This window comes from Thalassospira sp. ABD4_177 (genome assembly GCF_056160125.1).
The window spans coordinates 1027069-1042360 of sequence record NZ_JBSWWO010000001.1 but is presented as its reverse complement, the minus strand read 5'-3'; the positions used below and the strand labels follow the sequence as shown (position 1 = coordinate 1042360).

At 55.1% G+C, this 15292-nt stretch carries 14 protein-coding genes and 2 riboswitches; of the genes, 9 read left to right on the top strand and 5 right to left on the bottom strand.

Going from position 1 to position 15292, the window contains the following annotated elements; translation table 11 throughout:
- The first annotated feature begins 30 nt into the window (after nt 1-30).
- Complete coding sequence (gene rsfS, locus ACXAF0_RS04800) at nt 31-420, top strand: ribosome silencing factor (protein WP_475344265.1); 390 nt, start codon at nt 31-33, stop codon at nt 418-420.
- Between the two features lie 82 nt (nt 421-502).
- A complete protein-coding gene (gene rlmH, locus ACXAF0_RS04795; RefSeq protein ID WP_167722865.1) occupies nt 503-961 on the top strand; it encodes a 23S rRNA (pseudouridine(1915)-N(3))-methyltransferase RlmH in 459 nt (152 codons plus the stop codon).
- 24 nt (nt 962-985) lie between these two features.
- Here rlmH and ACXAF0_RS04790 read toward each other — a convergent pair whose 3' ends face one another.
- Complete coding sequence (locus ACXAF0_RS04790; protein WP_475344261.1) at nt 986-1363, bottom strand: winged helix-turn-helix transcriptional regulator; 378 nt, start codon at nt 1361-1363, stop codon at nt 986-988.
- 92 nt (nt 1364-1455) lie between these two features.
- Between ACXAF0_RS04790 and ACXAF0_RS04785 the strand changes: the two genes are divergently transcribed.
- The 4 genes from ACXAF0_RS04785 (at nt 1456) to ACXAF0_RS04770 (ending at nt 6810) form a co-directional block, all read left to right on the top strand.
- Complete coding sequence (locus ACXAF0_RS04785) at nt 1456-1944, top strand: GFA family protein (RefSeq protein WP_475344258.1); 489 nt, start codon at nt 1456-1458, stop codon at nt 1942-1944.
- A gap of 261 nt (nt 1945-2205) precedes the next feature.
- On the top strand, nt 2206-3969 hold the full coding sequence (locus tag ACXAF0_RS04780; RefSeq protein ID WP_475344254.1) for a methyl-accepting chemotaxis protein: 1764 nt from the start codon (nt 2206-2208) through the stop codon (nt 3967-3969).
- Nucleotides 3970-4173: 204 nt separating this feature from the next.
- Nucleotides 4174-5982, top strand: coding sequence for a methyl-accepting chemotaxis protein (locus ACXAF0_RS04775; protein WP_475344252.1), 1809 nt, complete (start codon nt 4174-4176; stop codon nt 5980-5982).
- Between the two features lie 54 nt (nt 5983-6036).
- On the top strand, nt 6037-6810 hold the full coding sequence (locus ACXAF0_RS04770) for a DeoR/GlpR family DNA-binding transcription regulator (protein WP_475344249.1): 774 nt from the start codon (nt 6037-6039) through the stop codon (nt 6808-6810).
- 28 nt (nt 6811-6838) lie between these two features.
- Here the strand turns inward: ACXAF0_RS04770 and ACXAF0_RS04765 are convergent, their stop codons facing one another.
- Entirely contained in the window at nt 6839-8173 is a 1335-nt protein-coding gene (locus ACXAF0_RS04765; protein WP_475344248.1) for an aspartate aminotransferase family protein, read from the bottom strand.
- Nucleotides 8170-9171 carry a phosphotransferase enzyme family protein gene (locus ACXAF0_RS04760; RefSeq protein ID WP_475344247.1) on the bottom strand — a complete coding sequence of 334 codons (1002 nt, stop codon included), beginning with the start codon at nt 9169-9171 and terminating at the stop codon, nt 8170-8172. The genes ACXAF0_RS04765 and ACXAF0_RS04760 overlap by 4 nt, the downstream gene beginning before the upstream one ends.
- Before the next feature lie 253 nt (nt 9172-9424).
- On the opposite strand from ACXAF0_RS04760, the gene fabG reads away from it, so the two are divergent.
- Nucleotides 9425-10204, top strand: coding sequence for a 3-oxoacyl-ACP reductase FabG (fabG, locus tag ACXAF0_RS04755; RefSeq protein ID WP_475344245.1), 780 nt, complete (start codon nt 9425-9427; stop codon nt 10202-10204).
- Between the two features lie 78 nt (nt 10205-10282).
- Entirely contained in the window at nt 10283-10936 is a 654-nt protein-coding gene (locus ACXAF0_RS04750) for a hypothetical protein (protein ID WP_475344244.1), read from the top strand.
- Nucleotides 10937-10973: 37 nt separating this feature from the next.
- Here ACXAF0_RS04750 and ACXAF0_RS04745 read toward each other — a convergent pair whose 3' ends face one another.
- Nucleotides 10974-11507 carry a dihydrofolate reductase family protein gene (locus ACXAF0_RS04745; RefSeq protein WP_475344243.1) on the bottom strand — a complete coding sequence of 178 codons (534 nt, stop codon included), beginning with the start codon at nt 11505-11507 and terminating at the stop codon, nt 10974-10976.
- 162 nt (nt 11508-11669) lie between these two features.
- Nucleotides 11670-13109: an L-serine ammonia-lyase gene (locus ACXAF0_RS04740; protein WP_475344241.1), complete on the bottom strand. Its 1440-nt coding sequence runs from the start codon at nt 13107-13109 to the stop codon at nt 11670-11672.
- Nucleotides 13110-13178: 69 nt separating this feature from the next.
- Nucleotides 13179-13301, bottom strand: a riboswitch (glycine riboswitch).
- Between the two features lie 3 nt (nt 13302-13304).
- Nucleotides 13305-13410, bottom strand: a riboswitch (glycine riboswitch).
- Between the two features lie 272 nt (nt 13411-13682).
- Here ACXAF0_RS04740 and gpmI point away from each other — a divergent pair.
- On the top strand, nt 13683-15275 hold the full coding sequence (gene gpmI / locus ACXAF0_RS04735; protein ID WP_475344238.1) for a 2,3-bisphosphoglycerate-independent phosphoglycerate mutase: 1593 nt from the start codon (nt 13683-13685) through the stop codon (nt 15273-15275).
- Nucleotides 15276-15292 lie beyond the last annotated feature (17 nt).

Genomic DNA, 15292 nt, shown 5'->3' with positions numbered 1-15292 from the left:
ACAATTCCGACCATCGCGCGGAACATTAAGGTGGCGACCATAGGTACCGCAAAACAGACTCTTAAGCCGGGCGAAATGCTTTCGCTGATCAAGAGTACGCTTGAAGATGACAAGGCTGAAGACCTTGTCACCATTGATCTGACCGACAAAACCCCCCTTGCTGATCACATGGTTATTGCAACCGGCTCGTCCTCGCGCCGGGTGGCAGCCATGGCCGAGCACATTGTCGAAGCCATCAAGGATGCTGGCCAGGGCCGTGCATTGGCCGAAGGCAAGGAACAGGGTGACTGGGTTCTGGTGGATACGGGTGATGTTATTGTTCATCTGTTCCGTCCGGAAGTTCGTGCGTTCTACAACATCGAAGAAATGTGGGGCGTTGAAAACCCGGCCCTGAAACAGCAGGCAGCGCGGCTGTACTAACAGCCCGCGCTGTTTGGCGCCTGCCTATCATCACGGGTCTGGCACCAAACAGGTATCTTGCGGAACGGTCTGGATCGAAGACATGCAAATCACCCTTGCTGCGGTGGGACGGATGAAATCCGGCCCCGAGAAAGATCTTTTTGACCATTACGCTGCCCGACTGCGCTGGCCGTTCGTGCTGCGCGAAGTCGAAGAAAAAAAGAAGCTTCCCCCCAATCAGCTCAAAGACCGCGAAGCAGACCTTCTGCTTGGTGTCATTCCGGAAAATGCCTTCCTGATCGCGCTTGATGAGCGCGGCAAGGAATACGGCTCTATCGAGTTTTCGCAAAAGCTTGAAGGCTGGATGGATCAATATGCCGGCAATATTGCCTTTGCCATTGGCGGGGCGGACGGGCATGGGGCGGCTTTGAAATCACGGGCCAACACGCTTTGGTCACTGGGCAAGGCCACCTGGCCGCATATGCTGGTGCGTGCGCTTATCGCCGAACAACTGTTTCGCGCCCACGCCATCCAGACCAACCATCCCTATCACCGCGAATAGTTGCGGCTGCGTTTACCAGCCAAGCTAATCACGTGATGGAATTCCAGACGCCATGAAGTCTTCCGGTGGAATCCAGGTTCCTGGGATGTGACGGTTTGCCCAGCGACAGACTTCCTGCATGACTGGCAAGAGTTCTGCGCCCTTTCGGGTTAACCGAATTTCGTATCGTTTGGGTCGGCTCTGGTAAAGTTTTCGGGAAACCAAGCCGTATCGTTCCATTGCTTCCAGACGATCACTCAAAACACTACTGGTGATCTTTTCTGGTGAGTCCAAAAATTCCGAGAATTTTGTCTTTCCGTTTATCAGGTCTCGCAAGATCACCATGGTCCATCGATCTCCGATAATATCCAGAGTCGTTGCAATCGGGCACCCTGAGCGCGGCTCTACAATTCTCTTAACCATTTGAAATATAGTTCTTTATCAATTGTAAATTGTAACTTGCAAGTTACAACTTACAATCTACTCCCGTTTCATGAAGATGTCAGGAGAAAACTATGTCACAGAACCAAAAACCGCATCCAGATCCGCTCCCGGGCGGCCCTTCCGGCCATGAACAAAGCGGTGGCTTTGAAGGAGGCTGCCTGTGCGGTGCTGTCCGTTACAAAAGCGCCAACCCGCCGCAACTGACCGGACATTGCCATTGCGTTGATTGCCGCAAAAGCAGCGGCACCGGGCATTGCACCCATGTCATTGTTGCCGAGGATGGCTTTACGCTTACCGGAAAAGTCACTGTCTATGATCGCAAAGCCGACAGCGGCAACATGATCAGTCGGGCTTTTTGCCCGACATGTGGGTCTGCACTGTTTTCCCGTAATGTCGGCATGCCCGGAGTGGTTTTTCCAAGGGCATCCAGCCTTGACGATCCGGAAATCGCCCAGCCCAGCATGGTAGTTTACGCCAGCCGAGCCCCTTCGTGGGACAAACAGCCAAGTGATTTACCTTCCTTCCCGGAAATGCCGCCTGAACCACCTATCAATTTTTAAATCTGGTCCGGCACCAAAGTGACCGACCTCCCGATCCGGCAGAAACAATTTCGCGTTGCGGCGTAAAGGTGGGGTTTAACCCCACCTGAGGTCGAATATCACCTATACCGTTGCTCAAGCAATGCGCGATAAAACAAGGATCTTTTCTCCTTTTTAGCGCATGCTGCCTTGCAACATGCCAATTGCCCCGATAACATTCCTTACAAGAAATAAATATTCCCAAAATCAAAAAGACTCTTGGGCAATGGTAAGGCTTTGAATATGGAACAAACCGTTTTGGCCGCGCAGGACGACGAAACTGCGCACGACGTCGCCCAAACCAACGCTGGCATCGAAGAACTGATGCGCGGCATCTCCACCGCACTGGATTACATTCAGCATCTTCTGGAATTTGCCAACACCGCAGGCGAAACCCAGGACAGCCTGATGCGCGAGATTGACGTGCGTTCCAACAATCTGCGCGCCGGTCTTGATGATACCGGGCGCGAGATCGACAACAGCACCAGTGTCGCCCGCGATGTGCAGGACTCTACCCGTGCCACCGTGGCCGAAAAGACCGAAGCCATCCGCGCCGACCTTGAACGCATCAGTGCCGAACTTGAAACCAAGGCCGAAGGGGCCAACAAGGTTCTGAGCGCGATTGAAGATATCGGCAAGGGCATCAAGCTTTTGGCGCTCAATGCCGCGATTGAAGCCGCCCGCGCCGGTGATCATGGCCGCGGATTTGCCGTGGTCGCCAAGGAAGTCGGCAACCTTGCGCAAAGCACCATGCAGCGCACCCACGAAGCGGTCGACCTGATTGATCTGTCTGACGTGACCAAGGCCCTTCGCGAAAGCATGGCCAATATCGGCAGTGATCTTGATAGTCTCGGCAATGAAATCGAAGGGTCGCTGACCACCCTTCAGGAACGCTTTACCAACATGTCCGGCCGCTTGGCCGATATTTCCGAACATAACCAGGTGGTGTTCGAACTGCTCGCGGGCAGCAAGGATGCCTCGGCGCGGACACGCAGCAAGGTGACCTGGGCACATGAAGACACCAAGGCACTGGGCGCAAGCCTGGGCGATGCGAGCACGGCACAAACAAACCTCAGCCGGTTTCTTGATAAACATCACCTGCATGACGATCCGACCTATGACCGGTTGGCCGATATCAAGGCGCGCGGCAAAATCCGTATTGCCATCGAACCGGCCTTTGTCGGCCTGTCATTCCGCCTGAAGCCAAATGATCCGTTGCGCGGCCTTGATGCCGATTACGCACGCGCGCTGGCCAAATGGCTGGGGGTTGAGTGTGAATTTGTCGAACATCCATGGGATTTGCTGACCGAGCTTTTGTTCGTTGGCGCAAAACCCGGTGCGCCAACCGCCGATGTGGTCTGGAGCGCCCTGCCACCCAGCGACTTCTATAAAGGTGTCGCCTATTCCGATACCTACACCTATCTGAACTTCGCACTGTGTCGACGTGCAGGAAATACCGAGATCAATCGTCTTTCGGATTTGAATGGCAAGGTTTTGGGCATCATCAATGACCCGGTGGCGTTTCAGGTTCTTGAAGAACAGGGACTGCGCTGGGCGGATAATGAAAACAAGCCGGGCGGCATTGCCAAGCTGTCCAACCTGATTGCCTATAGCGACCAGACCCGCCTGCATGATGCCTTAGCCAATGGGGCGGTGGATGCCTTTGCGGTTGATCAGCCGATTTTCCACTGGGCTGCCAATAACCCGGAAAGCCCGTGGCATGGCCGGATCGAAGTCCTGCCGGGCAACATCCTGCCACTGCCTTATTACTATACCGCTGCTGTTGCAGCCGAGCCAGCATCGTGGAAATTGCTGTGTGCAATCAACGAATTCATTGGCGAATTCTGGGGTTCAAATGAGCGGGCCGAGATCGAAAAACTATGGCAGGGTCGGGCATTGCAACATCACCTCACCTACAAGGACGAGGCCGGAAACCTTATTGGCGCCGATGAACTGGCGACCCTGTATCACGCCCATTGCCGCAAGTTCGGCATTGCCGACGCCTAGACTTTGCAACGCAACATCAAATGCCGTTTTGCGGGCACGGATCGCGGAGCGGCATTTGAAAAACATCGCAACTTCAAGGCGTCACAGGTGCTTTTATCAACTTTCACAATATGTTGCCTTGCAACAATTTCCACCGGGCGATAAAGTTTCCTTATAAGAAATAAAAATTCACACAATTCAGTGGCAGCGGTGAGGCTTTGAAAAATGGACGAAACCATCATGGCTCCGCGTGCGGACGAAGTCGATCAGGACGCGCCGCAACAATCATCAGACATCCCCGAAATGGAGTCAGTTGCGCCCACACCGCAAGCCGATAAACTTGATGCGTTGATGCGTGGCATTTCCACTGCCCTTGATTACATCGAAAACCTGCTGGAATTCGCCAATACCGCCGGCGAAACCCAGGACAGCCTGATGCGCGAGATTGATGTGCGCTCCAACAACTTGCGCACCGGTCTTGAAGAAACCCGCCGCGAAATCGAAGAAAGCACGGCCACGGCCAACGACGTGCAAGAAAGCACCCGCGCAACCGTGTCGTCGAAAACCGATGCCATCCGCGGTGACCTTGAAAAGATCAGTCAGGATCTTGAAACCAAGGCCGAAGGGGCCGCAAAGGTGCTGAGCGCGATTGAAGATATCGGCAAGGGCATCAAGCTTTTGGCGCTTAACGCCACGATTGAGGCGGCGCGTGCCGGTGATCATGGCCGTGGCTTTGCCGTGGTTGCCAAGGAAGTCGGCAACCTGGCGCAAAGCACCATGCAGCGCACCAATGAGGCCGTCGACCTGATCGATCTTTCCGATGTCACCAAGTCCCTGCGCGAAAGCATGGGCAATATCGGCAATGACCTTGATAGCCTGGGTGGCGAAATCGAAGAGGCCCTTGGGGATCTGAAAGATCGCTTTGCCCAGATGTCCGGTCGGCTTGAACATATCAGCGGGCATAATCAGGTCGTGTTTGAACTGCTTGATGCCAGCAAGGATTCATCGGCCCGCACACGCAGCAAGGTCAGCTGGGCGTCGGGCGAAATCGGCAAGCTGTCTGATTGCACTACCGATCCTGCAAACGTCTCAACCAAACTTTCGCGCTTCTTGGCGGCCAACCACATTCCCGAAGACCCGGCCTATGACCGTTTGGCCGACATCAAGGCGCGCGGCAATATCCGCATTGCGATTGATCCGGCACTGGTCGGCGCATCCTTCCGCCCGCAAAAAGGCGGGCCGTTGCACGGCATCGATATCGATTATGCAGTGGCATTTGCCAAATCCATCGGCGTTGAATGTGAATTCATTGAACATCCGTGGGACCTTTTGACCGAACTTCTGTTTGTCGGCAAAAAGGCCGGTCAGCCGCCCGCCGATGTTGTCTGGTGCGCCCTGCCGCCAAGTGATTTCTATAAGGGTGTGGCGTTCTCGGATACTTACACCTATCTGAACTTCTCGCTGATCCGTCGCCCGGACAACACATCGATCAGCACGATTGCCGATCTTGAAGGCAAGGTCCTGGGCACGGTCAACGACCCGGCTGCCCTTGCCGTGCTTGAAGATGTCGGCCTGCGCTGGGCCGATAATGAAAACAAGCCCGGTGGCATTGCCAAGCTTTCCAACATGATTGCCTATGGCGATATTTCGCGCGTGCATGATGCGGTTGCCGACGGGGCAATTGATGCCTTTGCCGGGGACCACCCGGTGTTTTATTGGGCGTCGAAAAACCCGCAAAGCCCATGGCATGGCAAGCTTGAAGTCCTGCCCAAACCGATCCTGCCGCACCCGTTCTTCTATGTCGCGGCGGTCGCGGCCGAACCGGCATCCTATCCGTTGCTTTGTGCGATCAATGACTTCATCGCCGAATTCCGCAAGACATCAAAACGGGCCGAGATCGAGAAGCTTTGGCAAGGTCAGCCGATTGAACATCACCTGACCTACAAGGATGAGGCCGGCAATCTGATCGGGGCGGACGAACTTGCCAGCAGCTACCACGCCCATTGCCGGAAGTTCGGGATTTCGACCGACTAAATACCTTGTGCAAAACGGCTGGCGTGATGAGGGTGCGGGCACTATCATTGCGCCATGGCGTCAAACAAGAAAACCCTTCGACAACAACGCATTCTTGGCGAACTGGATCACGAACCGTCCCTTCGGATCGCGGATCTGGCGGAACGTCTCAATGTGTCGAATGAAACCATTCGGCGCGACTTTGACGAACTGACGTCGCAAGGCTTGATCAACCGCACCTATGGCGGGGCGGTCCGCCGTCAGGCCAGCGAGCCGGGCCTGAATGAACGCCATCAGCTTCACATTACTGAACGCGAAAGCATCGCCAAACAATCCGTCCCGGTTCTGGCCGGTGCGCGCCACATCATGATCGGGTCCGGGGCAACCACGGTGCATGTCGCCAAACGCCTTGCCGTCACCATGAACGATCTGACCGTAATCACCCATTCATTCGGGGTTGCCACGGTTCTTGCCATCAACCCAACCATCCGGGTGATCATGGCGCCGGGTGTTTACCACGCCCAGGAAGGCGCGATGCATGGTGCACAGACCGTCCGTTTTTTGGAAAACTATCGGGTGGAATGGGCCATTCTGGGCGCCAGTGGTCTTGATGGCGACGGGGCCAGTGATGCGTTGATCGAGGCGGCTGATGTTTATTCCGTCATGATGGAACGCGCGACCCGCAGCATGATCGTTGCAGATCACACCAAATTCAATCAGGCCTTCCCGGCACGCTATTGCGACTGGACGTCGGTTGACGTTCTGGTCACGGATGAACATCCGATGGGCGTGCTGGGCGAAACCATCCGTGCCAGCGGCTGCACGATCAAGGCCGCCGCCAGCAGCTAACACCCGAATTCAGTCCGGTTGCGCTTTCCTAGCGGCAGGCCCGCAACGACTTCGCCAGCGCCTCGATAAAGAAATCAACCTCTGACGATTTCAGGCACAGTGGCGGGCGGATTTTCAACGTCTGACCATATTTCCCGGCCGCCCCGATCAGAACGCGATGTTCGCGCATGGCATTGATCACATCACCAACCAGCTGCCCGCTGGGCTTGGCCGAATCACCATCAGGGGACAGATCGACACCCAGGAACAACCCGGCCCCACGCACATCACTGATGCGACCATCAATATCGGCCAGATGCATCAACCCTTCGCGCAGTGACTTGCCACAAAGTGCTGCATTGCTTTGAAGGTTTTCATCAAAGATGACATTCAAAACCGCCAAGCCCGTTGCCGATGCCACCGGGCTTGCAGCAAAGGTATTGAAATATCCGACATCCTCGCAAAATGCGCTTAGCAGTTCCGGGCGCACGGCAATACCAGCCATCGGGAACCCATTGCCCATAGGCTTGCCCATGCTGACGATATCGGGTTCGACATCGTGGCGATCAAAGCCCCAAAACGCATCCCCGGTCCGCGCAAAGCCCGGCTGGACTTCATCGGCGATAAAAATCCCGCCGCAACGATGAACCACCGCCACCGCCAGCCGCAAGAACCCGCGCGGATTTGAAAAGACACCGTCACTTGAAAAAATGCTGTCTGCGATCAGGGCCGCAACACCATGGCCGCGATCCTGCAAAACCAGTGCGGCCTTGTGAACTTCATCGGCAAAGCCGGCGGCGACATCATCGCCATAGATCAGCTTGCCCGGTGCCGGAACGGCAACGACATGATCAGGCAGATTGCCGCGCTTGAGTGCCGATGGCGAAATCTCTGTCACTGCACTCGTATTACCGTGATAGGCGGACTCGGTCACGATGATGCCGCGCGCCCCTGTTGCCCGCCCGGCAATGCGCAGCGCAAGGTCATTGGCCTCGCTGCCACTGCAGGTCAGGACAATATTTTCAAGGTAATCGGGGAATGTCGCCTTGAGCCGATCAAGATATTCCTCGGTCGTCTGATGCAGATAACGGCTGTTGATATTAAGCTTGGCGGCCTGATCGGCCATGGCTGCAACCACGCGTGGATGGCAATGCCCGACCGAGGGAACGTTGTTATAAAAATCAAGATAGCTCGTACCATCTGCCGCCGTCATCCAACAGCCAGACCCCGACACCATTTCAATCGGATCACGATAAAACAAAACCGATGCCGCCCCGAAATTCCGGGTCCGACGCGACAACAGGTCATCACCGGTCGGTGGGGGACCGATGGACGTTTTGCCATCATAGGCATTCATATCAAGGATGGGGCGCGCAGGTTTCATTTCGCACTCTCGGCGGTGAGATAATCCTGCGCCATTTGCAGGGTTCCGGCAGTAAAGTCCGTGCCCATCTCTTGCGCCGTCGGTGTTTCCGGATGACTTGCGATCCATGCGGTCAAAAGCAAACGCCGCAGCATCACAAAACTATCCAGCATTGCCGCGTCAGCAGCCGAAAACGGCGCGACAGTTCGGTACCCTTCAATCCATGCTTCTTTCAGGGCCGGGACAATCGGATCGAGCTCAATAAAGCTGATTGCAGCGGCAAAGTCATAGCCAAACCAGCCAAAGCCGCAATCATCGAAATCAATCACGCCCAGCCGATCACCATCGACCAGAAGGTTCGCCAAACGCAAATCAGCATGGATCAGGCCATAGCGATCATTGCCCATGCCAAAGGCGGCCAGTTTCTGATCAAGATGCACACAAAGCCGTTCAAGCACGGCCAAGCCGTCATCATCAAGACCGGGGGCCGCGCGCCAATCCCCCCAATGCGGGTTGGCGCCAAGCGTTGTGTCAAACGTCCAGCTTTTGCGCACGAAATTGACCGAACGCGTCCATTGCCGCGCATGTCCATGCAGACGTGCACTGATCGCACCCAACTTGAAAAAGCCATCGACCAATGCTTCATCAGCAGAGGGTTCCTCACCGCTCATGAAATCAAAGGCAACCACATGGCGACTGACCCCGTCCTGATCAAATTCGGCGACCAATGATCCGTCACTGCGCAGGCGCGGCTTGGGGGTATCGACGATATCGCTGGCACGCAGGGCATTGATCCAGGCCAGCTCTGATTCGATTTCCGCCCGCGTGTGATAACCCGGCCGATGCACCCGCAAAATCAGCTTTGCGCCACTATCAGAATCGGTCGCGAGAAAAGTCGCGTTCTCCGAAACGGTCAGAAGCGACACATCGGTATTGGCGCCCATGCCCCAACCGGGCAGGACCGATACCGCGCCCTTTTTCAGAACATCAATCATGTTGTCATCGTAAATGCCGCCCAACCGATGCCTCCTGTCGCTTTATCGTGACCGCGCAAAACGGGTTATCACGCCGTTTCAGGGCTGCTTCCGTGCCATTTTGTGAATAATGCGGCACAAAATGTGTAACTTGCAACATTTTTTGTTGCATCATGGAATATTTCGCCCAATCATCAAGGAAACATAACGCAGCGCACAATCAGAGAACCGGCAATCCGCAGCACAATACGCATCTGGCGCAGGCGCATTGCCTAATGACTTCACGAAAGGATCGACCATGCTGACTTCGATTTCCGGCAAAAGCGTCATCGTCACCGGTGGCTCAAAGGGCATTGGCAAGGGCATTGCCATGGTATTTGCCAGCAAGGGGGCAAAGGTCATGATTGCCGCCCGCACCGAAAAGGACGCGGCAGCCACCGTCGATGAAATCAAGGCCGCCGGGTGCACCGCTGACAAGTTCCTGTGTGATGTGTCGGATTTCGATCAGGTAAGCGCGCTTGCCGAATACACCGCAAAGACCTTTGGCAGGATTGATATCCTGTGCGCCAATGCCGGCATTTTCCCGCAAATCAAGATGGTTGATATGACCGCCGATGATTGGGATCAGGTGATGTCGACCAACCTCAAAAGCAGCTTCCTGTGCGTCAAGGCCTGCATCCCCTATTTCGAAAAAACCGGCAAGGGCCGCGTGGTGATAACATCCTCGATCACCGGGCCGGTCACGGGCTATCCGGGCTGGTCGCATTACGGCGCATCAAAGGCCGGCCAGCTTGGCTTTATCAAGACGGCGGCCATGGAATTGTCACGCTATAACACAACGATCAATGCCGTCATGCCTGGCAATATCATGACAGAAGGGTTGGCAGATCTTGGTCAGGAATATCTTGATTCCATGGCGAACTCGATCCCGCTCAAACGTCTGGGCAGTGTCGAGGATATCGCCAATGCCGCTCTGTTCTTTGCATCCGATGAAGCGGCCTATATCACCGGCCAGCAAATCGTCGTCGATGGCGGTCAGATCCTGCCGGAATCGCTTGAGGCACTTGAAGAGATTTAAGCAGCTACCCTTAAGAGAACTTTCAATGCGATCTCAAAGTAATATTCTTCTCAGAAGAAATAACACTTGGGGGTTGCAATGTTCCGCCGGATTTCGGTACGCCTTTGGTTAGCTTTGTCGACAGTTCTGGTGATTTCGGGGTGTGCTGGAAGTCAGGTAAACTATTCCCCACCGGACCTTTCCAGTTCGTTAGGCACAAACGAGATCACGATAGAAGCAGACTTCGAAGCTGTGTGGGATGAATATGTAAAAGAACTCTCCCAAAGTTTCTTCGTAATCAATAACATCTCTAAAGAGAGTAGGATTATCAACGTCTCGTTTTCAGCCAATGACCCGACAAAATATGTCGAATGCGGCACTACAACGATTACGTCCAAGCACCCTGCTCGCGGAACCCAAACGTTTACCTATCCTGTTGCGGGTAGCTCCAGTCATTGGCTTGGCGTCGAAGGCACAAATCACATAGTAGATCGAGTAAGGCAAACTAGCCTTGAAGGACGAGCAAACATTTATATTGCCCCACTGAATTCGTCTCAGACTCTCATGCGGGCTAATGCTAGCTATGTGTTGAACATTCAAGTGAAGATAACCGGGGTCACCGCTTACCATCAGGAAATGAATAGCTCTCAAGTATCCTTTTCCACGCAAGAGCAGGGTGCTGGAGCCGATGGGATCACATGCAAGAGTAAAGGCGTCTTCGAAGAAGCACTATTAGACCTAGCTACTCTCTGAAAACGCCCAAGCTCCGTGCCTAGTCAAACGAAACACCCTATGCCAAACCGTACTGGCTGCGCACGACGCCGGAATTGTATCGCTCGGATGCCAGCAGGCGGGGCTTGAGTCCCCCGGCATCCTGACCGAACAATGAAATGCCCGAGCCCAGCACTTCCGGGATCGTGAAGATATCAAGCTGATCGGCAAAGCCACCAAACAGGAACTGTGTCACCACACTGCCGCCGCCAACGACCCAGATGTCGCCATCGCCGGTCCGGCGGTCGCGCAGTTGATCGACCAGTTCGATGATGCTGCCACCATAGGCCTCTGTATTGGCGGGCCGGTCCCGGGGCAGATCGCGCGATGTCAGTACGATTGTGCGACGGGCCTCATAGGGCCAGTCGCCAAATTCCATCACCTGATCAAAGGTGTTTCGCCCGATGATCAGCGTGCCAACGGAGTCCAGAAAGTCATCAAAGCCGAATTCGGCCGGGTCGTATTCGCCCAACCAGTCCACCGCACCATTGGCGCGCGCAATGAAGCCATCCAGACTGACCGCGATATAAATGCGGAACAGTTTTTTGCTCATGTCTATGTCCAACCGATATTGGGGTCTTTGCCCCTATTTTTAATCGGCAAATCATAGCAAAACACCAACCACAAGTCGCAAGAAACAATCGCAGCAAACCGGGTCATTTCCATGACACATGCGAAAAAGCCCGGTTTTCTGCCCTATTCTTAAGAATTGGGTTTAGCACTCAACCACGTTGACATTGACCGCAAGGCCGCCCTGACTGGTTTCCTTGTACTTGCTTTGCATGTCGAGTCCCGTCTGACGCATGGTTTCGATCACCTTGTCGAGCGACACGGTATGCTGTCCGTCACCGCGCAATGCCAGACGTGCGGCATTGATCGCCTTGACCGCGCCCATGGTGTTGCGCTCGATGCACGGCACCTGCACAAGCCCGCCAATCGGATCGCATGTCAGGCCAAGGTTATGCTCCATGCCGATCTCGGCGGCGTTTTCAACCTGTTCGGGCGTGCCACCTAGAACCGCACATAGTGCGCCAGCCGCCATCGAACAGGCCACCCCGACCTCCCCCTGACAACCAACTTCAGCGGCCGAGATCGAGGCACGCTTTTTATAGATCGACCCGATGGCCGCCGCGGTCAGAAGGAACTCACGGATATTGTGCTGATTGGCGTTGGCACCAAACTTTTCGTAATAGCGCAGAACCGCCGGAATAACGCCCGCAGCACCATTGGTCGGCGCGGTGACAACCCGCCCGCCAGCAGCGTTTTCTTCATTGACCGCAAGCGCATAAAGATTGACCCAGTCAATCACGGTGAGTGGATCACGCAGGCCCGCTTCGGGCTTTTCGGTCAGTTCCTTATAAAGGTTTGATGCCCGGCGCTTGACGTTCAGTCCGCCTGGCAGAATGCCATCGGTGCGAACGCCGCGATCAATGCAGCTCATCATCGCATCATGGACACGATCGACAAAGGCGATGGTTTCTTCCGGGCTGCGCCAGCTTTGCTCATTCTCCATCATGATTTCCGCAATCGAGCGACCTTCTCGCTTGCAGATTTCCATCAGCTCATCGGCCGAGGAGAACGGAAATGGCAGGGTGATGTTATCGCCGGAATATTCCGCACCGTGGTCGTCGCTCGATACGATAAAGCCACCCCCGACCGAGAAATATTCCTGAGTGTGGATTTTTACACCATCGCGGTCAAAGGCGGTAATGCGCATGCCGTTGGGATGCTGCGGCAGGGTTTCGGTGAAATGAAACACCAGATTGGTATCGCGGTTAAAGGCCACCGGATACTGCCCGTAAAGCTGCAACAGGCTGGTTTCATCAATCGCCGTGACGGTTGGCACGATATCATCGGGATCAATGTTGCGCGGGCGTTTGCCATTCAGCCCCATGATGACGGCGGTATCGGTAGCGTGCCCCTTGCCGGTCAGGGCAAGCGAGCCATACAAATCCACCACGACACTGCCGGTATTTTGCAAAAGATTGCGTGCTTCCAGCTCAAGGCAGAAACGATATCCCGCGCGCATCGGGCCAACCGTATGCGAACTCGATGGGCCGATGCCAATGGTGTAAAGGTCGACAACCGACAGGTTGACGTCATGTTGGGAATTGTCTTGCGATCCCGAAGAGGGATCGGTTGCGGGATTTGTCATCAAGGGCCTCCTTCACGGCTCAATAAAGCGCTTGTTTTCGCGCTGTTTACGAACCGGTGTTTTTGCCCCCTCTGTCCCTTGACCTGAGATTATCCGCCATCGTCCGATCAAGACCGGATAACTGGCGTTCATCCTTCGGTGGAAACCATCTCGCGCCTTCTCCCTGACGCTTTTTGATTTCTCTCTCCAGAGCCTCTATCCGTGACGGTCCATCTGCCTGAGAGTGTTTATGAGGCATTGCTCCTTCGGCGCCGCACATCATGCAAATCGCGTGATATCCGAACTCTCCCGTCACGGTGCGAAATGGCATTTCTGCCACCTCAGAGGTTCACCGTCAGATTGAACACTATCTGCGTCTTTAGACACTGTCAAAAGAACTGGTTTGCATCTGCAAAATTTTCTGCGGTGGATGCTGTTAAGCACCGGTAATCGTGCTAAATTGCCCGTGTAATTCATGTACCTGTTGTGCGCGAAGGTAGACCCACCCTGCCCGCGTGACGGGATTGATGGCGAAATATCCCCTAAGTCACCATATTTACGGGACATTCAGCCTTTTCCTTTATCTGGGGGGTTATGAACGTGACTGACAAGAATTCCGTAAAGCGCCCGCGCCCTGTGGTGCTGTGCATTCTGGACGGCTGGGGTTATCGCGAAGAAAGCAAGAACAACGCTGTTGCGCTTGCCAACACGCCTGTCTGGGATGACCTTTACGCCAACAATCCGACCGGGTTCCTCAAGGCCTGCGGTCTGGATGTCGGTCTGCCCGAAGGTCAGATGGGCAACTCGGAAGTCGGTCACATGAACCTCGGTGCTGGCCGCGTCGTCATGCAGGAACTGCCCAAAATTGACGAGGCGGTCATAACCGGCACCATCGCCGAAACCGAGACCGTCAAAAAGATCATCGCCAAGCTGTCCGATTCCAAGGGCGTTTGCCACATTGCCGGTCTTCTGTCCGAAGGCGGGGTGCATTCCCATCAGGCGCATATGGCAGCCCTTGCCAAAATCATCGCCGGTGCGGGCGTGCCGGTGAAAATCCACGCCTATCTTGATGGCCGTGACACACCGCCGAAAAGTACCGCCAAGTTTCTTGAGAAATTCCGCACCCTGATAGGCGATGCCAATATTGAAATCGCGACGGTTACGGGCCGCTATTATGCGATGGACCGCGACAATCGCTGGGAACGTGTCAGCCAGGCCTATTTCACCATGGTTCAGGGCACGAACTATGCCGACGGCCGCACGGCTGAAAGTGCCGAGGCCGCAATTGCCAATGCCTATGGCTCTGACACCACCGACGAATTCGTTCTGCCGACCGTGATTGGCGATTATGCCGGCATGCAGGATGGCGACGGTCTTTTGATGACCAATTTCCGCGCCGACCGGGCGCGTGAAATTCTCGCCGCCCTCTGTGCGCCGGACTTTGACGGCTTTGATCGCGGCACGCCGGTAAACTTCGCCGTGCAGGCCGGGATGGTCGAATATTCGTCCGAACATGCAAAATACATGGATGCGATCTATCCGCCGCAGACCCTGCCAAACATCTTTGGCGAAGTGGTTTCCAAGGCCGGCATGAAGCAGCTTCGCATCGCCGAAACCGAAAAATACCCGCACGTGTCGTTCTTCTTTAACGGCGGCGAAGAACAGGTATTTGAGGGCGAGGACCGCATTCTGGTCGCATCCCCCAAAGTCGCGACTTATGACCTGCAGCCGGAAATGTCCGCCCCCGAAGTGACCGAAAAACTGGTCGCGGCCATCAAGGCGGAAAAATACGACACCATCATTTTGAACTTCGCCAACCCGGACATGGTCGGCCATAGCGGCATTCTTGAAGCCGCCATGAAGGCGGCCGAGGCGGTTGATACCTGCCTTGGCAAGGTGATTGACGCGATCAAATCGGTCGGCGGCGTTGCCTTTGTCACCGCCGATCATGGCAATTGCGAAGTGATGGTCGATCCCGAAACCGGCGAACCGCATACGGCACATACGCTTAATCTCGTTCCGACCATCCTTGTTAACGCTCCGGAAGGGGTAACATTGGAAGATGGCCGTTTGGCCGATGTCGCACCGACCTTGCTGCAATTGCTGGGCGTGCCACAACCGGCCGAGATGACCGGCAAACCCTTGCTGAAGGGCCTGAAACAGAATGACGCGCTTCTTGCGAGCTAAATCAGTCTCGAAGATCG